The sequence below is a fragment of the Nocardia sp. NPDC051981 genome (assembly GCF_040680715.1).
In the GTDB taxonomy this organism is placed as follows: domain Bacteria; phylum Actinomycetota; class Actinomycetes; order Mycobacteriales; family Mycobacteriaceae; genus Nocardia.
Genome location: NZ_JBFAXK010000007.1, coordinates 202,990 through 223,820, shown reverse-complemented (window position 1 = coordinate 223,820; position 20,831 = coordinate 202,990). Strand labels below are relative to the sequence as shown.

23 protein-coding genes are annotated in these 20,831 nt (G+C 68.8%); 12 read left to right on the top strand and 11 right to left on the bottom strand.

Going from position 1 to position 20,831, the window contains the following annotated elements:
• Positions 1–240 precede the first annotated feature (240 nt).
• A complete protein-coding gene (locus AB0L60_RS16265; RefSeq protein WP_364613745.1) occupies positions 241–1,986 on the bottom strand; it encodes a protein kinase in 1,746 nt (581 codons plus the stop codon).
• Between the two features lie 78 nt (positions 1,987–2,064).
• On the bottom strand, positions 2,065–2,730 hold the full coding sequence (locus AB0L60_RS16260; RefSeq protein ID WP_364613742.1) for a hypothetical protein: 666 nt from the start codon (positions 2,728–2,730) through the stop codon (positions 2,065–2,067).
• 448 nt (positions 2,731–3,178) lie between these two features.
• On the opposite strand from AB0L60_RS16260, the gene AB0L60_RS16255 reads away from it, so the two are divergent.
• The 3 genes from AB0L60_RS16255 to AB0L60_RS16245 are packed head-to-tail and all read left to right on the top strand — an operon-like array spanning position 3,179 to position 6,542.
• Complete coding sequence (locus AB0L60_RS16255) at positions 3,179–3,331, top strand: hypothetical protein (protein WP_364613739.1); 153 nt, start codon at positions 3,179–3,181, stop codon at positions 3,329–3,331.
• Entirely contained in the window at positions 3,328–5,844 is a 2,517-nt protein-coding gene (locus tag AB0L60_RS16250; protein WP_364613736.1) for a sensor histidine kinase KdpD, read from the top strand. The genes AB0L60_RS16255 and AB0L60_RS16250 overlap by 4 nt, the downstream gene beginning before the upstream one ends.
• Positions 5,841–6,542, top strand: a complete 702-nt coding sequence (locus AB0L60_RS16245) for a response regulator (protein WP_354837780.1) — start codon at positions 5,841–5,843, stop codon at positions 6,540–6,542. The genes AB0L60_RS16250 and AB0L60_RS16245 overlap by 4 nt, the downstream gene beginning before the upstream one ends.
• Positions 6,543–6,630: 88 nt before the next feature.
• On the opposite strand, the gene AB0L60_RS16240 is transcribed toward AB0L60_RS16245, so the two are convergent.
• Positions 6,631–8,244, bottom strand: coding sequence for an alkaline phosphatase family protein (locus AB0L60_RS16240; protein WP_364613991.1), 1,614 nt, complete (start codon positions 8,242–8,244; stop codon positions 6,631–6,633).
• A gap of 114 nt (positions 8,245–8,358) precedes the next feature.
• Positions 8,359–9,552: a cytochrome P450 gene (locus AB0L60_RS16235; RefSeq protein ID WP_364613731.1), complete on the bottom strand. Its 1,194-nt coding sequence runs from the start codon at positions 9,550–9,552 to the stop codon at positions 8,359–8,361.
• A 163-nt stretch (positions 9,553–9,715) separates the two neighbouring features.
• Between AB0L60_RS16235 and AB0L60_RS16230 the strand changes: the two genes are divergently transcribed.
• The 6 genes from AB0L60_RS16230 (at position 9,716) to AB0L60_RS16205 (ending at position 14,172) form a co-directional block, all read left to right on the top strand.
• Entirely contained in the window at positions 9,716–10,372 is a 657-nt protein-coding gene (locus tag AB0L60_RS16230) for an HAD family phosphatase (protein WP_364613728.1), read from the top strand.
• Between the two features lie 70 nt (positions 10,373–10,442).
• Positions 10,443–10,907 carry an OsmC family protein gene (locus AB0L60_RS16225; protein ID WP_364613724.1) on the top strand — a complete coding sequence of 155 codons (465 nt, stop codon included), beginning with the start codon at positions 10,443–10,445 and terminating at the stop codon, positions 10,905–10,907.
• Positions 10,904–11,185, top strand: coding sequence for an acylphosphatase (locus AB0L60_RS16220; protein WP_364613721.1), 282 nt, complete (start codon positions 10,904–10,906; stop codon positions 11,183–11,185). Before AB0L60_RS16225 ends, AB0L60_RS16220 begins: the two co-directional genes overlap by 4 nt.
• Before the next feature lie 27 nt (positions 11,186–11,212).
• On the top strand, positions 11,213–12,502 hold the full coding sequence (locus tag AB0L60_RS16215; protein ID WP_364613718.1) for a hypothetical protein: 1,290 nt from the start codon (positions 11,213–11,215) through the stop codon (positions 12,500–12,502).
• Positions 12,502–13,665 carry a glutathionylspermidine synthase family protein gene (locus AB0L60_RS16210; RefSeq protein WP_364613715.1) on the top strand — a complete coding sequence of 388 codons (1,164 nt, stop codon included), beginning with the start codon at positions 12,502–12,504 and terminating at the stop codon, positions 13,663–13,665. The genes AB0L60_RS16215 and AB0L60_RS16210 overlap by 1 nt, the downstream gene beginning before the upstream one ends.
• 54 nt (positions 13,666–13,719) lie before the next feature.
• A complete protein-coding gene (locus AB0L60_RS16205; RefSeq protein WP_364613712.1) occupies positions 13,720–14,172 on the top strand; it encodes a DUF350 domain-containing protein in 453 nt (150 codons plus the stop codon).
• Positions 14,173–14,185: 13 nt separating this feature from the next.
• Here the strand turns inward: AB0L60_RS16205 and AB0L60_RS16200 are convergent, their stop codons facing one another.
• Positions 14,186–14,482, bottom strand: coding sequence for a hypothetical protein (locus AB0L60_RS16200; protein ID WP_364613709.1), 297 nt, complete (start codon positions 14,480–14,482; stop codon positions 14,186–14,188).
• A gap of 26 nt (positions 14,483–14,508) precedes the next feature.
• Between AB0L60_RS16200 and AB0L60_RS16195 the strand changes: the two genes are divergently transcribed.
• Positions 14,509–14,601 carry a hypothetical protein gene (locus tag AB0L60_RS16195; protein ID WP_364613706.1) on the top strand — a complete coding sequence of 31 codons (93 nt, stop codon included), beginning with the start codon at positions 14,509–14,511 and terminating at the stop codon, positions 14,599–14,601.
• A 6-nt stretch (positions 14,602–14,607) separates the two neighbouring features.
• Here the strand turns inward: AB0L60_RS16195 and AB0L60_RS16190 are convergent, their stop codons facing one another.
• From AB0L60_RS16190 to AB0L60_RS16165, 6 genes are all read right to left on the bottom strand, one after another.
• Positions 14,608–15,189, bottom strand: a complete 582-nt coding sequence (locus AB0L60_RS16190) for a dihydrofolate reductase family protein (protein WP_364613703.1) — start codon at positions 15,187–15,189, stop codon at positions 14,608–14,610.
• Positions 15,190–15,305: 116 nt separating this feature from the next.
• Positions 15,306–16,163 (bottom strand): bifunctional DNA-formamidopyrimidine glycosylase/DNA-(apurinic or apyrimidinic site) lyase, encoded by an 858-nt coding sequence (mutM, locus tag AB0L60_RS16185; protein ID WP_364613700.1) that lies wholly within the window; start codon positions 16,161–16,163, stop codon positions 15,306–15,308.
• Entirely contained in the window at positions 16,164–16,934 is a 771-nt protein-coding gene (gene rnc, locus AB0L60_RS16180; protein WP_354837808.1) for a ribonuclease III, read from the bottom strand.
• A 16-nt stretch (positions 16,935–16,950) separates the two neighbouring features.
• Positions 16,951–17,133 (bottom strand): 50S ribosomal protein L32, encoded by a 183-nt coding sequence (gene rpmF, locus AB0L60_RS16175; RefSeq protein WP_040859971.1) that lies wholly within the window; start codon positions 17,131–17,133, stop codon positions 16,951–16,953.
• A 2-nt stretch (positions 17,134–17,135) separates the two neighbouring features.
• A complete protein-coding gene (locus tag AB0L60_RS16170; RefSeq protein ID WP_364613695.1) occupies positions 17,136–17,816 on the bottom strand; it encodes a DUF177 domain-containing protein in 681 nt (226 codons plus the stop codon).
• Positions 17,817–17,921: 105 nt separating this feature from the next.
• Positions 17,922–18,668, bottom strand: coding sequence for a DivIVA domain-containing protein (locus AB0L60_RS16165; protein WP_364613692.1), 747 nt, complete (start codon positions 18,666–18,668; stop codon positions 17,922–17,924).
• Positions 18,669–18,919: 251 nt separating this feature from the next.
• Between AB0L60_RS16165 and AB0L60_RS16160 the strand changes: the two genes are divergently transcribed.
• Together AB0L60_RS16160 and AB0L60_RS16155 are read left to right on the top strand one after the other, a co-directional pair.
• Positions 18,920–19,489 (top strand): GtrA family protein, encoded by a 570-nt coding sequence (locus AB0L60_RS16160; RefSeq protein WP_364613689.1) that lies wholly within the window; start codon positions 18,920–18,922, stop codon positions 19,487–19,489.
• Positions 19,490–19,712: 223 nt separating this feature from the next.
• Positions 19,713–20,786 carry a hypothetical protein gene (locus tag AB0L60_RS16155; protein ID WP_364613686.1) on the top strand — a complete coding sequence of 358 codons (1,074 nt, stop codon included), beginning with the start codon at positions 19,713–19,715 and terminating at the stop codon, positions 20,784–20,786.
• Positions 20,787–20,831 lie beyond the last annotated feature (45 nt).

The following is a 20,831-nucleotide window of genomic DNA, read 5'->3' as shown; positions in this document are numbered from 1 at the left end:
CCTGGATTCTCTTCGGGCCGACCGGAATTCGACCGCGCCACCCTCGACACCATCTCCATCACGGCCGAGGACGAGGCCGACGATCGGGACGAGAACGGGTGCCGCATGGGCGGGACCCGCGTTTCGCGGTCGGGGATCGGGTGGCGGGCTCGCTACTGCGCCCCGGCCTGTCGCCAGAAGGCGCATCGGGAACGGGACCGGGTGGCCGGGCCGGCCTCGACCGTGGCCTGAACGGCGGGGTTACTTGTGGGGGTAGGTCCTGACGATGGTGCCGTCGAGGCCGGCTGCCAGGTAGGCGCTGCCGTAGTCGTCGGAGAGGTAGACGAGCAGGCTGGGCTGGTCGTCGTTGAAGGTCCAGGCGGGGTTGACGATGATGTAGCGGCTGGTGGGTTTGGGGACGTTGAGTTGCTGGGCGGCGGCGGTGAGGAGGGTGGGGAGGAGATCCCAGTTGATGGAGCCGAGGTCGATGGTGGGGTCGGTCAGCTGGCTGCCGGCGCCGTCGCGTTTGGCGGTGCCGTTGCGGTAGGAGAACTGGTCGTAGAGTTTGGGCTGGCCCTGGACGGGGGCGCCCGTGCTGATGTAGGTCGGGTAGATCGTGGTTTCGGTGAATTGTTTGCCGCCCGTGACCTTTTCGAGGGCGGCGACGGCCTTGCGGACGCCGTCGGGGGTGAGCAGATCGGTGGTGGCGTCGCCTTTGGCGGTGGTGGGGGCGATGACGGTGGGCGGGATGATGCCGCTCAGGGGGATGCCCGTGGGTTGGGTGGGGATGTTCGGCTGACCCGATTGGCCTTGGCCGCCGCCGGAGGAGGAGGGCCACAAGGCGATGGCCGCGACCGCGGCGACCGCCAGGAGGACACCGACGCCGGCGAGGATCAAGGCGCGCGAATTGCGTTGCGGCGCAGGGTGGACAGGGTTCGGCGAGCCAGGTGGAAACGGCTGGGATGCGGTGAATCCGTGGGGCTGCTGGACTGTCGGGTATCCCGTCGGCGGTGGCGCGGTCGGGAAGCCCTGCTGCTGCGGTGCGGTCGAAAACCCTTGGGGCGGGGGCATTGCCGGGAAGCCCTGCGACGGCGGCGCGTCCTGGGGTCCGGACGCCGTCGTGAATCCCTGGAAATGGGGCGGCGGCGTGAGGTCCCGCGGCGACGGCTGGAAGCCCTGGGACGGCGGCGTGAAGTCCTGGGTGACCTGGGCGAGCATCTGGTCGACCTGGTCGGCCGGCGGGCGGTGGCCGGGGTTGGGGACCAGGAGGGCCTGCAGGACCGGGGTCAGCTGACCCGCCTGGCGCGGGGGCGGGACCGCGCCCATCAGGACGGCGGCGAGGGTGGCGACGTCGGTGTCGCGGCGCATGGGCTGATAGCCCTCGACGGCGGCGAAGAGGACCAGGCCGAGCGACCAGAGGTCGGAGGCGGGGTTGCCCTCGTGGCCCTGGAGGCGTTCGGGGGCGACGTACGGGAGGGAGCCGACGACGCTGCCGGTGGAGGTGAGACCGGTGACGTCGTTCACCGCGGCGATGCCGAAGTCGGTGAGGACGGGCGAACCATCGGTGCGCAGCAACACATTCGGGGGTTTCACATCGCGGTGCAGGACGCCCACCGCGTGCGCGGCGCGGAGGCCGGCCAGGATGCCGCGACCGATCCAGGCGGCCTGCCCCGGCGACATCGGCCCCTCGTCCAGCCGGTCCGCGAGCGAGCCGCCCGCGACCAGTTCCATCACGATCCACGGATGTTTCTCGGCGGGTGTGTCCACGATGTGGTGAATGGCAACCACATTCGGGTGCGTGATGCGCGCCAGGGCGCGTGCCTCGCGCAGCACCCGTTCCCGCTGCACCTCCGCGGAGCCCGCGTCGCCTTCGGCCCGCACCTCTTTCAACGCCACCTCGCGGTGCAGCGCGATGTCGTAGGCGCGCCACACCGTGCCCATGCCGCCACTGCCGAGTGGTTCGATCAACTCGAAACGCCCGTCGACCATTGCCCGCCCGGAATTCACGGACGACAGCTTAGGGTTCCCACACTGCCCACGCGAGATCTCGTACCGGTCAGTCTTTTCGAGCGCGGTGAATTCAGGCTAAGTGCCCTGCATTCCGTTGCCCTGCCCGGTGGCTGCGCCGAGCTCGTAACCGATGGCTGCGCCCACGACGCCAGCGGAAACAGCGCCCACCAGACCACCGGCCACCGCGCCCACCACACCACCGACGCCGGCCCCCGCGAGAGCACCGCCTGCGACCCCCATTGGCGCACCCATCCCCATGGTCGGAACGGCCATGACGACGCCGCCCGCGATCGCGCCGGCAATCGCACCGAACGCAGCCCCGATGATCGCTCCCGGTACCACCCCGACCACCGCGCCCGGTACCGCCCCCACGACCGTGCCGATGATGAGACCGGCGGTGCCGCTACCCACGTTCAGCCTGGTGACCCTGTCCGAGAAGTTGTCGTCGGCCGGGCGCAGGCCGCCGCCGATGGCGGCATTGGCAGCGGCTGCAGCGTTTTTCGCCTGATCGAGCATGACATCGGGGACGCTCTGCGGTACCGGGATGCCGAACGCTCCGGGCTGTACCGGGCTCGTCCACAGCTGCTCGACAGCCGCGGGAGCCGGGGCGCTGGGCTGCGCGGCGGCGTCGCCCGTGGCGATGGAGCAGGTCACCGCGACGGCCAGTGGTATCGCGCCGACGATCGGCAGCAGGGCGCGTCGCGACGCGCTGGTCTTGGATTCTCCATACCGACGAGTCATGCGACCGCCCTCTCGCTGGATTCGACTTGGAACAGCTCCCCTGGCCACTGGTTATCGGACACATGCGTCAAGAATGATAGCTATACAGTAACTGCTGAATGCAGAGGAGTGTGGCGCAAACCACATTATTGGGCCATAGGTCGCATCGGGCCGCAAGTAATCCGCGCATCATGCGGAAGGGCTCCAACTTCGCTGCCAGGAAAATATTTGCCACTTTGTTGCTATGCGCGCAGTGGTTTGCCGCGTGACTCCCGGACGCCGACATCCAGCTTGATCTCGTACCCGTCGGTCTTCCGAGCCCGCTCGGATCCTGTCAACAACGCGGGACACGACCGTAAAGAAACCGTCAGGATCAGCGACCTGACCAGCATCGGAGGTATGAAGTGGGAACCCGGACGCGCGCACGCGCGCCCGGGCGCACACCCCCCCGAGAGATAAAGGAGAAGCCGTGCCGCACATCGCCGTCACCCTGATGGTGATCTTCGGGTTCCTCGGTTGCGCGCTGATACTGCGTGTCCTGGCCGCCGCCGAAGGCACTCGTGAACCCATCCGCACGGCACAGCAGGGCTTCCGCGCACCGCGCGCGATGATGGACGAGTGAAACGCGGCCAACTACGGATCTACCTCGGCGCGGCCCCCGGCGTAGGCAAGACCTTCTCGATGCTCGCCGAAGCGCATCGGCGGCTCGAGCGTGGGCGCGATGTGGTGGCCGCCGTCGTGGAGACCCACGGCCGCAGCAAGACCGCCGAGTTGCTCGCCGGAATCGAGCGCATCCCGCCGAAGATGATCGAGTATCGCGGCACCACGATGCCCGAACTGGATGTGGACGCCGTGCTGCGGCGGCATCCGGCGGTGGTGCTGGTCGACGAGCTGGCGCACACCAATGTCCCGGGCAGCAAGCACGAGAAGCGCTGGCAGGACGTCCAGGACCTGCTGAACGCGGGCATCGACGTGGTGTCGACGGTGAATGTGCAGCATCTGGAGAGCCTCAACGACGTGGTCGAGCAGATCACGGGCGTGGTACAGCGCGAAACCGTGCCGGACTGGGTGGTTCGCTCCGCCGACCAGGTGGAGCTGGTGGACATCACGCCGGAAGCCTTGCGCCGCCGCATGTCCCACGGCAATGTCTACACCGCCGAGAAGGTCGACGCGGCGCTGCGCAACTACTTCCGCACGGGCAATCTGACCGCGCTACGCGAGCTGGCGCTGCTGTGGCTGGCCGATCAGGTCGATGCCGCGCTCGCCAAATATCGTGCCGACCACAAGATCACCACCACCTGGGAGGCGCGCGAACGCGTCGTGGTGGCCGTGACCGGCGGCCCGGAATCGGAGACCATCGTGCGGCGCGCCAGCCGCATCGCCGCCAAATCCAGCGCCGAGCTGATCGTGGTGCACATCGTGCGCGGTGACGGCCTGGCCGGGGTCTCGACGCAGCGGCTGAACCGCCTGCGCGACCTGGCCACGAGCCTCGACGCCAGCCTGCACACCGTCACCGGCGAGGACGTGCCCACGGCGCTGCTGGATTTCGCGCGTCAGGTGAATGCCACCCAGCTGGTGCTGGGCACCTCCCGCCGCTCACGCTGGGCGCGCATGCTCGATGAGGGTATCGGCGCCACCGTGGTGCAGGAGTCGGGCAAGATCGACGTACACATGGTGACCCACGAGGAATCCAACAAGGGCGGCTTCCGCTGGTCCTCGCTGACCCGGCGCGAGCGCAAGGTCGGCTCCTGGTCGGCCGCGGTCCTCGTGCCCTCGGTGATCTGCGCGGTGATCTACTTCTGGCTCGATCGCCTGCTGGACCTCAGCGGTGAGAGCGCCCTGTTCTTCATCGGCGTCATCGCGGTCGCGCTGCTCGGCGGCGTGGCCCCCGCGGCGCTGTCGGCGCTCCTGTCGGGTGTCCTGCTGAACTGGTTCTTCACCGAACCCCGCTACAGCCTCACCATCGACCAGCTCGACAACTTCCTCACCATCGTGGTGCTGTTGTTCGTGGCGGTCGCGGTCGCGGCGCTGGTGGATGTGGCCGCCAAGCGAACCTTGGAGGCGCGCAAGGCTTCTCGCCAGGCCGAGCTGCTGACGCTGTTCGCGGGCTCGGTGCTGCACGGCGCGGATCTCCCGGATCTGCTCGAACGCGCCCGCGAGACCTACGGCCAGGACGCCGTCAGCCTGGTCACCGACGACGAGGTCATCGCGTCGGTGGGCGAGCATCCGCCGATGAAGGTCAGCGACGCCGAAACCGCTCTGGAGGCAGGCGATGACATGCACTGGCTGCTGTTGCGAGGACGTCCCGTGACCTCCGGGGACCGCCTGGTGCTGGGCGCGGTCGCGAATCAGGCGGCGGGACTGGTGCAACAGAAGCAACTGCAGGAGGAGGCCAGTGCCGCGCAGGCGGTCATGGAGGCCGACAAGCTGCGCCGCGCCCTGCTGTCGGCGGTCAGCCACGATCTGCGCACCCCGCTGGCCGCGGCCAAGGCGGCGGTGTCCAGCCTGCGCAGCGACGATGTGGAGTTCTCCCCCGAGGACACCGCCGAACTGCTGGAGACCATCGAGGAATCCGTGGATCAGCTGACCGCGCTGGTCGGCAACCTGCTGGACTCCTCGCGCCTGGCGGTCGGCGTGATCAAGCCGCAGGTGCGCAAGGTCTACCTCGACGAGGTGGTGCATCACGCGCTCATGGGCATGGGCACCCGCGGCATGCGCCGCACCACCATGGACCGGGTGAAGGTGGACGTCGACACCGTCTCGGTGCGCGCCGATCCCGGTCTGCTGGAACGGGTCCTGGCCAATCTGATCGACAATGCCGCCCGCTACTCCCCCAGGGATTCGGTGGTGCGGGTGGCGGCAGAGCAGGTCGGGAAGCGGGTGGCCGTTACGGTGGTCGATACCGGTCCGGGCGTGCCGACCGGCCTGGAGGATCAGCTGTTCGAGCCCTTCCAGCGGCTCGGCGACCGCGACACCTCGACCGGCGTGGGCCTGGGCCTGTCGGTGGTGCGCGGTTTCGTGGACGCCATGGGTGGCACCGTGCACGCGGAGCCCACCCCGGGCGGCGGTTTGACCATGGTGATCGATCTGCCCGCGGGGGACGACCCCGCGAACACCGAAGAGGAGGTCGGGTGACGAACGCGGCGGCAGCGCCGATCAAAGTGCTCGTGGTCGACGACGAACCACAGATCCTGCGCGCCCTGCGCATCAATCTGTCGGTCCGCGGCTACGAGGTGACGACCGCGTCCAATGGGGCAGCGGCCCTGCGCGCGGCCGCCGAGAAGCACCCGGACGTCATAATTCTCGACCTCGGCCTGCCGGATATGGACGGCATCGAGGTGCTGGCCGGCCTGCGCGGCTGGTCCACCGCCCCGGTCATCGTGCTCTCGGCCCGCACCGACTCCTCCGACAAGGTGGAGGCCCTCGACGCCGGCGCGGACGACTACGTCACCAAGCCCTTCGGCATGGACGAACTGCTGGCCCGGCTGCGCGCCGCCGTCCGCCGCTCGGCCAGTACCGCCGACACCGCCGAGCCGGTCATCGAAACCGCCTCCTTCACCGTCGATCTCGCGGCCAAGAAGGTGACCCGCCACGGCCACGACGTGCACCTGACTCCCACCGAGTGGGGCGTGCTGGAGATGCTGGTGCGCAATCGCGGCAAGCTCGTCGGCCGCCGTGAGCTCCTGCGCGAGGTCTGGGGCCCCTCCTACGCGACCGAAACCCATTACCTGCGTGTCTATCTCGCCCAGCTGCGCCGCAAACTCGAGGACGACCCCTCCCAGCCCAAACACCTCCTCACCGAGGCGGGCATGGGCTACCGCTTCCAGTCGTAAATCCCCCCGGACAGCGATCAGGGAGCTCTCACCGCGCGGTATCGGACAGAATTCCGCGCTGAGAGCTCCCTGATCTGGTATGGACCCCCTAGCTCGGCAGGGTCGCCGTGTGTTCGGATTTCACGGCGTCGAGTGTGCGGGGGTCCAGGCCGAGGCGGGCCAGGATGGTGGGAGCGACCTGGGTGAGGGAAACCTGGTCGGCGACATCGTGCTTCGAGATGCCCGAGCCCACGACCACCAGCGGGACGTGGCGGTCGTCGGGGCTGGTGCCACCGTGCTCGGCGATCTTGGACTTGCCGGCGGTGTAGACCGTGCCGTTGGTGCCGGCGAAGAGGTCGGGCACGCGGGTGTCATCGGCATCCGCGCCGAAGTACTTCACGGCGTCCGCGCCCGCGTACACCTGGCCGGTGTCCACGCCCGACGCGGTGAACGGCTTCGGGTTGCCGTTGATGTCGGTGCCGGTTCCGCTGGCCTCCAGCAGCTTTCGCTTCGCGAAGGCGGTGGCCTCGGGCGAACGGTCGGCCAGCCACCAGAGGATGGCGGCGTCGTCGATGGAGTGCGCAATCAGCTTCGGTGTCGCGGGATGGGTGGCCGCCCACTCCTTGTTCACCCCGTCGATGATCGGCTTGTCGTCGACCCGGGTCAGCGCGTTCGGATCGATCGGCGACTGCCCATGCTTGGCGGTCAGCACGATGGTGGTGGTGCCGGTCAGGCCCGCCCGGTCCAGGGCGGTGACGAAACGGCCGATCTGCTGATCCACGAAATCCAGCGAAGCCGACAGCAGCGCACCGGGTTTCCCGTCGGCGGAGTAGCCCTTGGAAGCGGGCAGCTTCTGGGTGACCGACACCGCCTGGAAGTTCATGCCGAACACCGCGGGCACACCGACCTGCTGGGCGCCGGAGTGGTCCTTGCCGTTGATCTCGTTGACGATCGCATCGGCCTTGTAGGTGTCGTAACGCCGGGTCTGGTCCGAGTCCTTGGTCCAGGCATCACCTTTCGGCGACTTGCTGTCGATCTCCGGGGTGAACAGGTCGTCGATCGAACGGCCACCCTTGCCGTTCATGATCTGGTAAGCCGGGTGCTTGTCCGACCAGGCGGTGCGCAGCCCGGCGTCGTGCACCACCGAGAAGACGGTGTTCACCTTCAGATAGTCGGACGGCGAAATCGGCTTGCAGGTAGCCGGATCCACCGGCAGCTTGGCCGGATCCAGCACCGAGCCCGGATCTCCGGTCATGGCCGTGATGCCGTCCGGCAGACCGGTCAGGCCCTGGCCGCCGTCGAGCTCGTCGGTGTTCCTGTCGATCTCCTCGGTCAGCGGGACCTGCGCACCCTTCTTGGCGGTGGCGCAGTCCTTGGTGCCGGCGGGGAGCAGGTCCCGGGCCCAGGTGTCGTCGTAGTAGACGCCGGTGGTCCTGGGGCTGCCGCCGGTGATCATCGCCATGGTGCCCGGGAAGGAGTCGGCCGGCGCCAGGACCTGCGCACCGGTGTACTGCGCGCCGCGCGCGACCAGCTTGGCCAGCGCCGAATCCTGGTGCGCCGCCACATAACCGGCGAGATCCGACTGGTGCATGCCGTCGATCGACAGCAGCAGCACATGCTGATCGTGCGCCGCCGAATCCCCGCTGCTCCCGCACCCGGCGGCCGCCAGCCCGAGTACCCCGCAGGCCCCGGCCATCGCCAGCCGGTAGCCCAGTCCCCGCACCTGACTCAATTCCGTCTCCTCACCTCCGGCCACCCGGACGGGTGCGCCGAGATCCCGACAGAGTCGCGGGTGCGGGTAACGGCCGGGCGTCGCCGTGGTGATGGACGCGCGAACTTACCGCGTCAGGCGGAGCGGCAGTGTCTTGAGCCCGTTGTTCAGATTCGAACGGATCCGGCGGGATTCGCCGGTCTGCTCCATTGCGGGGAAGCGGGTCAGCAGCTCCTCGAAGAACACCCGGCCCTCCAGCCGGGCCAGATGGACGCCGAGGCAGAAGTGCTGGGCCAGCCCGAAGGACAGGTGCGGGTTGGGATTTCGGCGGATGTCGAAGCGCTGGGCGTCGTCGAAGACGTCCTCGTCCCGATTGGCCGAGGTGTACCACATGGCCACCTTGTCCCCGGCCTTGATGGGGACCCCGCGGATCTCGGTGTCGGCGGTGGCGGTGCGCCGGAAGTAGTGCAGCGGGTTGGCGTATCGCAGGATCTCCTCCACCGCACCGGGAATCAGCGCCGGATCCGCGCGCAGTGCCGCGAGTTGCTCGGGATGCCGCAGCAGCAGTTCCAGACCCGAGGACAGCATGGTCTTGGTGGTGTCGTTGCCCGCGGTCACCAGCTGGGTGAAGAAGCTGCCGAACTCCAGGTCCGACATGGGTTTTCCACCGTAGGACCCGCCCAGGATGAGCGAGGTCAGATCCGCCTGCGGCGGCTCGGCCCGCCGCGCCATGGCGAACTGGATGGCGTAGATGGCCATATTGGTGAGCTCGGCCGTCACGTCGAAATCGCCGACCAGGTCCGGATCCTGCTGGCTGGTGGACTGTTCGGCCCAGCGCCGGATGCTCGGCCAGTCCGCGACCGGAATCCCGAACAGACCGCCCACCACCTGGCTGGGCAGCACGCCCGCCACGTCGTGCACGAATTCGACGTCGCCGTCGACGCTTTCGAGCAGGTTCCGGGTCAGCTCCCGGACCCGGTCCTCCAGCTCGCCGATGACCCGCGCCTTGAAGTGCTCGGCCAGCGGCCTGCGGTAGTCGGTGTGCCGCGGCGGATCCATCATGAGCAGCATGTTGCGGGTCTGCTCGAGGCGTTCGGGCGGCTGGTTCTCCAGGATCACGCCCTCCCGCTCGGCGGAGAACAGTTCCGGATTGCGGGCGACGTGCGCCACATCCGCGTGTTTGAGGATCGCCCAGTAGCCGGGTTCGCCCGGCATCTCCTGCCAGTGCACCGGGTCCGTGCGCCGCAGATCGGCGAAGATCTCGTGGATCGGCCCGGACACATAGAGCTCCGGATCGTAGATGTCCATGACCGTGCCCACGGCCCACCTCGGTATTCGCTTGCGGGTATGCGTCTTTCGCTTCGGACGCTAACGCCGCGCGCGAGCGGGCGGCGCGGTTCCGCACCGCGATCCCATTCAGTGGACGCGCCGCATGCGCCCCCGATGCCGGGTACCCCGACGGTGATGAACCACCATGGAGGACATGTCTGTTGCGATCGTGTTCGACATGGACGGTGTGCTCATCGACACCGAACCCATCTGGGAGGAGGTGCGGCGCGCGTACGTCGAGGAGATGCGCGGGCGCTGGCTGCCCGACACCCAGGACCGGCTCATGGGAATGAGCACGGCCGAATGGTCGCGGTACCTGAGCGAGGAGCTGCTCGACGGCCGCCGCACACCCGACGAGGTCGCCGAGGACGTCATCACCCGGATGGCCGCCCGCTACGGCGACCACCTGCCGCTCATGCCGGACGCGGTCGACACCGTGCGCCGGCTGGCCGGAATCTACACCCTCGGGCTGGCCAGCTCGTCCCCGCGCCGGCTGATCGACGTGGTGCTCGATCACATGGGCGTCACCGACCTGTTCGCCGCCACCGTGTCGACCGAGGAGGTGGCGCGCGGCAAGCCCGCGCCCGACGGCTACCTCGAAGCCGCCGCCCGGCTGGGCATCGACCCCGGCGCATGCGTGGCCATCGAGGATTCCAGCAACGGCCTGCGCGCCGCCCATGCCGCGGGCATGACGGTCATCGCCGTTCCGCATCCCAAGTACCCGCCCGCCGTGGACGCCCTCGCGCTGGCGGCGTACGTGGCCGACAGCTTGAAAGAGATCACCCCGGAGCTGATGACGGAATTCCGCTGACGACCTCGGCGTTCCGAAGGAGCGGCAACCAGATCGTTGCCCCGGGTGACCCAATGGGAGGATCTTCCTTATGTCCGAACAGACCGCCGCACCGCAGACCGCCACCACCGACCCGGCCGCCGAGCCGGTCAAGCTGTGGGCCGAGCGCACCGGCACCCGCGCCTACACCGGCCGCAACAACCGCGGTGGCGAGGTGCTCATCGCGTCCGCGGGCGTGCCGGGCGCCTTCACCCCGGGTGAGCTGCTGAAGATCGCGCTGGCGGGCTGCACCGGCCTGAGCGCCGACTTCACCCTCGCGCGCCGGCTGGGCGACACGTTCGACGCCACCGTGCACGTCTCCGGCGACGCCGACCGCGAGAACGAGGTGTACCCGGAGCTCACCGAGGAGTTCGAGCTCGACCTCAGCGAACTCGACGCCGAAACCCGCGACCGCCTGCTGGTCGCCGCGCAGCGCGCCGTCGACAAGGTCTGCACGGTCGGCCGCACCCTCAAGGCGGGCACCACCGTCAACCTGACCTTCCGCGTCGACGAATGAGCGGTGAACCGGTCCGGCTCAGCGCCTGGGTCCACGGCCTGGTCCAGGGAGTCGGCTTCCGCTGGTGGACGCGCTCGCGCGCCCTGGAACTGGGCCTGACCGGCTATGCCCGCAATCACAGCGACGGCCGCGTGCACGTCGTGGCCGAGGGGCCCCGCGATCGCTGCGAAACCCTGCTCGACCTGCTACGTTCCGGTACGACACCGGGTCGGGTAAACCTGGTGGTGGAAGACTGGAGTGCCGCCGCGGGCGACATGACAGGATTCGAAGAACGCTAGCGAGCGGCGAGCCCACGGAGTCGACCAATGTCCACAGACCGTCCCGGTAGTTCGGAAAACCCGGACCGCCCCATCTCCGACCCCGCACACCTCGCCGAATCCCATACCGCCCCAGCCGATCCCGCCCACCCGGGCCACGAGCACTACCCACTCCCCAGCGATCCGGCCGCCGAAACCGCCGCGCCCATCGGCCGTACCGACCCGACCGTCCGATTCACACCGGAAACCGCGCGAGGTTCGGACTCCGCACCTGGTTCGACCGGAGTGCCCGCACCAGGTCGACCACGCGGCGAGGAGCCAACTCTCGCGCTGCCCGCCGAATCCGGCGCAGGCGGTGCGGGCGGCAAGTCCGAACGATCCGGCGAGCCGGGCCCGGGTCGCCCGGGCGGCTACGAACCGACGCTCGCGCTGCCGAGCGAATCCGGATCCGGTGAATCTCAGAGCGGCGCGGGCGGTTCCGGCGAGCCCGGTGCGGATCGACCGGCCGGGCATCAGCCGACGCTGCCGATGCCAGCGGATTCCGGGGCGGAGCACGGCGGCGATCAGCATGGGCCGCATCATCTCGCGGGGGAATTCCATGGTGGGCCCGGAGCTTTCGGGCGGCCCGGAGCCGGTGGCCCGACCGCCGCGCCGGGGCCGCTGCTGGGCAACGCCGGGTTCGTCCTGCCAGGGCCGGTGCTGGAGCCGGCGGAACCGGCCTTGCCCGCGACGGTGGAGGAGCCGGCCGCGCCGCGGCGACGGGGCAGCATCACCACGCAGGAGGCGGGAATCACCCAGCCTCGGCCGCCCACGGTCGCGGAGGCGCGGGCACGGGAGAAGGCCCGGAAGCGGGCCGAGGAGCAGGAGCGGGCCGAGGCGGAGGCCGCGGAAGCCAAGCAGCGCAAGAAGAAGCGACTACTCATCGGCGGTGCGGCCGTGGTGGGGATCGCGGCGCTGGTCGGCGGCGGGTACCTGGTGGCGTCGGCGTGGAACGGACCCGAGGTGACCGCCTATTGCACGGTGGTGGCCAACAAGGGTGAGACCGTGCCCACCGGGCAGGGGCAGAGTGTCACTGCGACACAGGACAATCAGGAGATCGTCGTTCCGGACAACTACTGCTCGGATGCGACGGACCACGGGGACAGCGGGATTCACCCGGGCTTCTTCTTACTGGCGGGGCACTCGTATCGCTACTACTACGGCGGCACCGGCACCATCGGGCACGCGCCGAGTGGCGGTAGCACGTCGGCGCCCAGCGGTGCGACGGTGAAGACCAAGAGCGGCAGCACGATTCAACGCGGCGGACTCGGCGCGAAGATCCATGGTGGAGGTTCCTAGTGCGGCGGGTACGCAGCACTCCGCGGCCGGGCTGGCAGCGGATCATCGAGAGTCAGGGTCTGGTCTACGGCTCGCCGGGGCAATACCCGAACGGGCAACCCCGGCCCTACTGGGACGAGTCGGTGCACTACGAGTTCGACATGGACGAGATCCTGGCCATGGAGGCGCAGGTCGAGGTGCTGCACTCCATGTGCCTGCACGCCGTCGAACAGGTGGTGCTGACCGAGCGATTCGCCGACTTCGGTCTGCCGCAATGGAGTTGGGAACCCATCACCAAGTCCTGGCACCGCTCCGACCCGCACATCTACGGCCGCTTCGACATGCGCTACGACGGCCGCGGCCCCGCGAAACTGCTGGAGTACAACGCCGATACGCCCACCTCCCTGCTGGAGGCGGCAATCGTGCAGTGGCACTGGCTCACCGACACCCACCCGGACGACGACCAGTGGAATTCGCTGCACGAGAAGCTGGTCGAGCGCTGGGGTGAGATGCGCGAGACGCTGCCGGGCTCGCAGCTGCACTTCAGCTGGTCGGGCGCGGACTCCTCCGGCGAGGACAATGTCACCACCGCCTACATGCAGGAGACCGCCGCGGAGGCCGGATTCGACACCGTCGCCCTGCCCATCGAGGACGTCGGATTCGACACGGAGCTGCACCGTTTCGTGGATCTGGCCGAGGCTCCCATCGAGGCCATCTTCAAGCTCTACCCATGGGAATGGGCCCTCGACGACGATTTCGGCCGCCGCGTGGTGGAGTCACTGCCGGAAACGATGTGGATCGAACCGCTCTGGAAGTCCCTGCTGTCCAACAAGGCGATCCTGGCGGTGCTGTGGGAGATGTATCCCGGCCACCCCAACCTGCTGCCCGCCTACCTCGACGACCCGCACGAGCTGACCGAGTACATCCGCAAGCCGAAGCTGGGCCGCGAGGGCGCGAACATGACCATCGTCGGGGCGGGCATGGAAACCGCCACCGGCGGCGTCTACGGCGCCGAGGGGTACGTCTATCAATTGCTGGACCCGCTCCCCGAATTCGACGGCATGCGACCGGTGCTGGGTGCTTGGATCGTGGGCGATACCTCCGCGGGACTGGGTATCCGGGAGACCGTCGGCCTGATCACCGACGACAGCTCCACCTTCGTCCCGCACCGCATTCCGCAGTAGCCATCACACACCGCAGTAGCCACCGCCCGATTCACCCCGACCCGGAGGATCCCGATGACCACCGCTCTCGCACTCGAAGCCGGGTACTGGCACTTCCTGGGCCGCGGCGTCGGCGCGATCCTCTGCTACGCCCTGCTGGGCCTGGTGCTGCTGCTCATCGGCTTCCAGGCCGTGGACTGGACCACTCCCGGCCCATTGCGCGCCATGGTGGCGCGCGGGCTGCCGAACGCCGTGATCGTCAGCTCCGCGGCCATGCTCAGCACGGCGTTCATCGTGGTGCTGGCCATCTACGCGCAGGCGGGCAAACTCGCCGAGGGCCTGATCGCCACCACGATCTACGGACTGGTCGGCATCGTGGCCCAGGTGATCGCGATGCGCAGCCTGGAATTCGTGCTCGGCATCGATATCGGTGCGGTGCTGAAGAATCCGGAGTTCAGCACCGAGTCCGTGGTGGTGTCCGCCGCGCACATCGCCATCGGCCTGGTGGTGGCGGTCGCGATCCTCTGAAGCCCGGCTAGCTTTACTGCGGCAGCCGGTCCGCGGCGCGTCCGGCCGCCGCACGCAGCCACGTGGCCAGCCAGATCATGCCGACGCCCACGAACACACGGCCCACCCGCACGATCGGCGCGGGCAGCAGGAACGTCAGCGACAGCGCCGTCAGTCCCGACGGCGGAAGGGGTTTCGATCCCGGCGCGGCGGCCATCGCCTGACCGGCATGCGCGAACGGCTCGCGCGACCCGCCGCCGACCTGACCAAACGGGAATCGGAGATCCTGCTCCTGCTGGCGACCCCGGCGCGTCCAATCGGGAGATCGCACGCGCCCTGTATGTCAGCGAGGGCACGGTGAAGAACCACGTCTCGAACATCCTGACGCGGCTGGGCGTCCGGGATCGGACCCAGGCCGCGATCTACGCACTCGACCACGACCTGGCATAACGGCGGTCAGCGCACCCGGCTGTACTTGATGAAGGCCACGCCGTCCTCGAAGACGCGGCTGGTGAGCACCCGGAACCGGGCGGGTTCGGGCAGGTGACCGGCCGTGCCGAACAGCGGGCGGCCATGGCCCAGCACCATCGGGTAGAGCTTCAGGAACACCTGATCGATCTCCGGCAGCAGGGTCTGGGCGAGCTCACCGCCGCCGCACAGCCAGATGCCGAGCCCCTTCTCGCGCTTGAGCTCGCGCACCCGCTCGATCGGGTTCTCGGCGATCAACTCCACATCGGGGGCGGGATTCTCCGGCAGCGTGGTCGACACCACGAACTGCCGCAGATGGGCGTACGGGCTGGAAGTGCCGGTCCGGACGCCGAAATCGTGCGTCTTGCGGCCCATGATCACGGTGTCGAAGTTCCGACAGGTTTTGTCGACGCCCATTACCTGACGAACCTTGGTCGGGAGGGTCTCGGGGTACTGCGCGATGATCGCGGGCCCGTGGTCACCCCCGACCGGGAAGAAGTCGACCGAGCCCGCATCGGTGGCGATGAATCCGTCGATGGTGGCCGCGACATAGTAGGTCAGTTTGCGCATTGTTTCCTCCAGCCGCCACAACACTTGCCGCTAGTGAAAAGGTAGCGCCTCGACAGACGGGATGGGGAGGCTCGGCCACACTGGAATGACCTTGAAGCGAAGAATACCCGCTGGTCTCAGCCGCGCGGGCGGGGTTGGCAACGGGGGCAGGAGAAAGACGAACGGTTCATGAACTTCTCCCGGCGCATGATCGCACCGCAGCGCCGGCACGGCTCATCCTCGCGCCCATAGGCATTGAGCGACCGCTCGAAGTACCCGGACTGGCCGTTGACGTTCACGTAGAGGGCGTCGAAGGAGGTGCCCCCGGCCCGCAGCGCCTCGTCCATGACGGTCCGTGTCTCGCCGAGCAGCGTGTGCAGCGCGGGCCCGGTCAGCTTGGCCGCCGAGCGCTCACCGTGGATCTTGGCCCGCCACAGCGCCTCGTCGGCATAGATATTGCCGACACCGGACACCACGGTCTGATCCAGCAGCAGCCGCTTGATCTCGGACTGCTTGCCGCGCAGGGTCTTCACCACGGCGTCGGCGTCGAAGAGCGGATCCAGCGGGTCGCGCGCGATGTGCGCGGCGGACTCGGGCACCCAGGTCCCGTTCACCTCGACCAGATCCGAGAGCATCCAGCCGCCGAAGGTGCGCTGGTCCACGAACCGCAGTTCGTTCCCGTCGTCGAGGGCGGCGATGATGTGCGCGTGCTTCTCCAGCGGCGCGGTCGCGGGCTGCACCAGCATCTGTCCGGACATGCCGAGATGCACGACCAGAGACGTGTCGGGCTCATCGAAGGTGAGCCACAGGAATTTGCCCCGCCGCTGCGCGTTCTCGACGCGCAGACCGGTCAGTCGGGCGGCGAGATCGTCCCCGCCCAGCTCGTGCCGGCGCACCGAACGCGGATGCTTGACCGTCACCCGGTCCAGGACGCGGCCCACCACATGCTCGGTGAGCCCGCGCCGGACGACTTCGACCTCGGGAAGTTCGGGCATCTAGCTCTTCGAGCCGTCGGCCGAACCCTCGGGCGCGTTCTCGGCGTTCAATGCCTTGTAGGCCGCGCCCGCGGCCTTCTGTTCCGCTTCCTTCTTGGAGCGGCCCACCCCCTGGCCATAACCCTGACCACCGATCACCGCGGTGGCGGTGAACTCCTTGTCGTGGTCGGGCCCGGTGGAGGTGATCTCGTAACTGGGCACGCCGATGCCGCGCTCGGCCGTCAGCTCCTGCAGGCTGGTCTTCCAGTCGAGCCCGGCCCCCATGCGGGGACCGCGCTCGAGCAGTTCGGCGAACAGCCGCAGCACGACGGTGCGTGCCACATCGATGCCGTGCTGCAGGTGCACCGCACCCAGCAGCGACTCCATGCCGTCGGCCAGGATGCTCGGCTTGTCGCGGCCACCGGTGAGCTCCTCGCCCTTACCGAGCAGGAGATGGCGGCCGAGACCGCCCTCACCGAGACAGCGGGCCACCTCGGCCAGCGCGTGCATGTTCACCACGCTCGCGCGCAGCTTCGCCAGCTCACCCTCGGACTTGTCCGGGTGCTCCAGATAGAGGCGCTCGGTAATGCTCAGGCCGAGCACCGAATCGCCCAGGAACTCCAGGCGCTCGTTGGTCGGCAAGCCACCGTTCTCGTAGGCGTACGACCGGTGCGTCAGCGCTAGGCGCAGTAGCTCCGGTTGTACGTCCACGCCGAGTGCCTCGAGCAGACTGGCATGGTCGGCTGCATCACCTACGGCGGGAATATCCGCCGCATCCTTGCTGGCGGTCACGGTCGGCTGAAGCGAATCAGATCGCGGAGGTGACCTGACGGCCCTTGTAGGTGCCGCAGCTCGGGCACGCGATGTGCGGCAGGGTCTTCTGGCCGCAGGCGCGGTTCGGGCAGGTGATCAGGGTCGGCGCGGCGGCCTTCCACTGGCTGCGACGCGCGTGGGTGTTGGCACGGGACATCCGGCGCTTCGGAACGGCCACGACTAGCTCTCCTCTGTCTTCTTACTTGCGGCACCGTTGTGTCCCGCAAGGGTGGAATCGGTTGATGGGTCCGACACGGTCTCCGCGTCGGTGGACTCAGCGTTGGTGTGTTCTTTGTCAGAGAACTTGGCGAGTCCGGCCCAGCGAGGGTCAAGTATCTCATGACCGTGGCCGGAACCCGCAATCGCCATCTTGACGCCGCATTCCGGGCACAGTCCGGCACAGTCCGGCTCGCACAGCGGCTGCAGCGGCAGCTCCAGGCCGACGGCATCGATGATCACCGGTTCCAGGTCGATGAAATCGTCGACCAGGCGCGGGATCTCGTCTTCCTCGGTGGTCTGCTCGGTGGCGCTGTCCGGGTAGGCGAACAGCTCGGTGAGCTGCAGTTCGATCTCGTCGGTGAACGATTCGAGGCAGCGCGAGCATTCGCCCTCGATGGGAGCGGACACCGTGCCGGTGACGAGCACGCCCTCGGAGACCGACTGCAGCGTGAGATCCAGCTCGACCTGCGCACCGGCCGGGATGCCGATCAGATCGAGGCCGATCTTCTCGGCTGTCGTCAGGGTGCGCTGCAGCTCGCGCATGGAACCGGGGGCGCGTCCGAGACTGCGTACGTCCAGCACGAAACCCGCGTCAATCGTCTTGTGACGATGACGCGAACCATGACCGGAATCGGCGGACATCTCTGAACTCACTCACGCTAGGTGTGGAATGGGCAACCACCCAACAATACCGAAGGGCCCGCTTGCGACCCAAATGGGACGAAAGCGGGCAATCCGACCGGAAATTCAGCGGCGGAACTCGGAGGCGTAATCGGGGACGGAGCCGCCCGGGCGGACCTGGTGGCGGCCGCGGCCGAGGATGCGCAGTGTGTTGTGCAGGGTTTCCTCGAAGTCGGCGAGCTTGCCGTCGACGTAGTCGTCGCATTCCTGGCGGAGGCGGTCGGAGTCGGCCTGGGCGGTGTCGATGAGCCGGGCGGATTCGGCGTGGGCGGCGCGGACCACCTCGGTCTGCGAGACCAGGCGGTCCTGCTCGGCCTTGCCCTCGGCGACGGAGCGGTCGTAGGAGGCCTGTCCGGCGACGGCCAGGCGGTCGGCCTCGGCGCGGGCCCGGCCGGTGAGGGTGTCGTATTCCTTCTGGCCGTCGGCGACGGTGCGCTCGGCCTCCTCTTCCGCCGAGCCGACCAGGTGCTCGGCGTGGGCGCGGGCCTCGGCGACCATGCGATCGGCGTGCGCCTTGGCGTCGGCGAGGATACGGTCGGCCTCGTCGCGCGCGGAGGTAACCGTGTGGTGCGCTTGCTCATTGGCGGTCTTGACCGTGGTCTCGGCGCCGGTGCGGGCATCGGTGACGATCTTGTCGCGGTGATCGAGCACGTCCTGGGCGTCGTCGAGTTCGCCGGGCAGGGCCTCGCGGACATCGTCCAGAAGTTCCAGCACCTCACCGCGCGGCACGATGCAGTTGCGGGTCGGCGGGATGCCACGGGCCTCTTCGATGATGGCCACCAGTTCGTCGAGCGCTTCGAATACCCGGTACATGTGCTACCCCACTCTCCTGCCAGGACTCACGGCGAGACTCTCCGCTTCCGCCAGTCTGCCAATCTCAGCGCTGTCAACAAGGTCCGACACGGCGTGTCGCTGGTTTTCCGGAACATGGCCTGTTTCACAGACCACAAAAACAAGTGGAGGAATCCACTCCACTTGGTGTTACCGTGGAAGGGCGAGAACGTGTCGGCCACTGGCTGGCCCGGAAGAACTCCGGACCGCCCGGCCGGCACCGATGTGTTCGGATGGGGAAGACGATGGCTGTCCACGAGATTCCGGAACGGGCGACGATGCCCGTGACCGGGCTGGTGAACACCTATACCTACGGCACGGAGGCCCTGGCCTACGGCACCGAGGCCCTCGCCCACGGCACCGAAGCCCTGCACGCGACGGGCTCGCGCTGGCTGGGCCGGCTCGGGGTATGGCTCCGCGGCGGCGCGGTCTTCGCGCAGTTGATTCGCTTCGCCCTGGTGGGCGGCCTCAGCAATGTCGGCTACATCCTGCTGTTCCTCGCGCTCTACGGCGGCGGCCCGCAGCTGGCCAATCTGGCCGGCTCCATCGTGAGCACCGCGCTGGCCAACGAGATGCACCGGCGGCTCACCTTCCAGGCAGCCGACCGGGTGCGCTGGTACACAGCGCAACTGGAGGGCGGCGCGCTCGCGCTGGCCGGACTGGCCATCACCTCGGGTGGGCTGGCCATTCTCGAGGTCACCGAGCCGGGCATCGGCGGCCTCACCGAAGCCATTGCGGTGCTGGGTATCACCGCCGCAGTCGGCACCATGCGTTTCCTCACCCTCCGGCTCTGGGTGTTCTGAGCCCCCACCCGCTCGATGTTCTCCGCGTGTGCGGGAACCCTTTTCGGCCTGTCGGCGTCCAAGACAGCATCGACGACGAAAGGGGTTCCGACATGGACCGTTGGCGCGGATGCCTTGGGGGACGGCGGGATACGGCCGGGCCGCGGCCACAGCGGCCGACGGGGCGGGTCCGCGGGTCGTGCGTACGGCACCGGCGCCCGCAGCCGCCCCGCCGGGAGGGCGAGTGACAACCCGGATCACGGCCGCCGACGCGGCGATGGGCGCCACGGCCGAGACGATCGCCACCAGCGCCGAGGGGACGGCCGGAAGTGGCGAACGGCGGTGCGGGACAAGCGGATCCCGGCAGGCGCTGCTCGAGGGGTGCGGCGCACAGCGGAGCCTCGGGCAGCAGCGGGGGCACGGGCAGCAGCGGAGCCTCGCACCTCAGCGCAGACGTGGACAGCACGGGCTCACGTCGGCCCTGGACCGGCGGGATCAGCATCGGCGGTTGATCCGGGCCGTGCTGCCGGACATGGCGGCGGGCACCGTGGTGAGTCACCAGTCGGCGGCCGTGCTCTACGGCACCACGCTGTGGCGCACTCCCCTGGACCGCGTGTGCGTCACCCGCAACCGCCGCGGCGGCGGCCGGACCAGACCCTGCACGAAAGTCCATGGTTCGCCGGTGGATTCGGCGGCGGAGCTCGACGGGCTGCTGGTCACCACCCCCGCGCGGACGGTGGTGGATCTGGCCCTGACCCTGCCGTTCGACGCGGCCGTCGTGGCGGGCGACGCGCTGGCGGGCATGTTCGGGCTGGGAGCGGCCGAACTGGGTGAGGAGCTCGCCCGGGCCAAGGGCCGTTACGGGATCGGCCAGGCGAAGCAGGTGATCGCGATGCTCGACGGCCGCAGCCAGAGCATCGGCGAGTCCCTCAGCCGCACCATGATCCAGCAGCACGCGCTACCGCTGCCCCGATCGCAGGGCAATGTGCTGACCCCGGACGGCCGGTTCGTCGGCCGGGTCGACTTCTACTACGAATCCGCCGGTGTCCTCTGCGAATTCGACGGGCCCACCGAGTACGGCCGGCTGTTGCGGCCGGGTCTGGACCTCGCGGCCGCCGTGCAGCGCGAGCGGACCCGCGAAACCTATCTGCGCGCTCTCGGTTTCGACGTGGTCCGCTGGACCTGGGACGACCTGGTCAGGGGCCGGCCGGCCCGGCACCTGCGGTCCGCCCTGGCCACCCGCCGACGCCGCCCGGACGGCCGGATCGAGCCGGCCCCGGCGCCCGAACCGCGCGGCCTGACGGTCCGCGCACTGTGATATGGCCGTCCGCGCGCTCCGAGATGGGCCGGATTCCGCAGGGGC

Coding starts and splice junctions, on each gene's coding strand:
- AB0L60_RS16260 (WP_364613742.1), bottom strand. CDS start 2,730: ATGACTCGTCGGTATGGAGAATCCAAGACCAGCGCGTCGCGACGCGCC.
- AB0L60_RS16230 (WP_364613728.1), top strand. CDS start 9,716: ATGTCTGTTGCGATCGTGTTCGACATGGACGGTGTGCTCATCGACACC.
- AB0L60_RS16225 (WP_364613724.1), top strand. CDS start 10,443: ATGTCCGAACAGACCGCCGCACCGCAGACCGCCACCACCGACCCGGCC.
- AB0L60_RS16220 (WP_364613721.1), top strand. CDS start 10,904: ATGAGCGGTGAACCGGTCCGGCTCAGCGCCTGGGTCCACGGCCTGGTC.
- AB0L60_RS16215 (WP_364613718.1), top strand. CDS start 11,213: ATGTCCACAGACCGTCCCGGTAGTTCGGAAAACCCGGACCGCCCCATC.
- AB0L60_RS16205 (WP_364613712.1), top strand. CDS start 13,720: ATGACCACCGCTCTCGCACTCGAAGCCGGGTACTGGCACTTCCTGGGC.
- AB0L60_RS16190 (WP_364613703.1), bottom strand. CDS start 15,189: ATGCGCAAACTGACCTACTATGTCGCGGCCACCATCGACGGATTCATC.
- mutM (WP_364613700.1), bottom strand. CDS start 16,163: ATGCCCGAACTTCCCGAGGTCGAAGTCGTCCGGCGCGGGCTCACCGAG.
- AB0L60_RS16170 (WP_364613695.1), bottom strand. CDS start 17,816: ATGTCCGCCGATTCCGGTCATGGTTCGCGTCATCGTCACAAGACGATT.
- AB0L60_RS16165 (WP_364613692.1), bottom strand. CDS start 18,668: ATGTACCGGGTATTCGAAGCGCTCGACGAACTGGTGGCCATCATCGAA.
- AB0L60_RS16160 (WP_364613689.1), top strand. CDS start 18,920: ATGGGGAAGACGATGGCTGTCCACGAGATTCCGGAACGGGCGACGATG.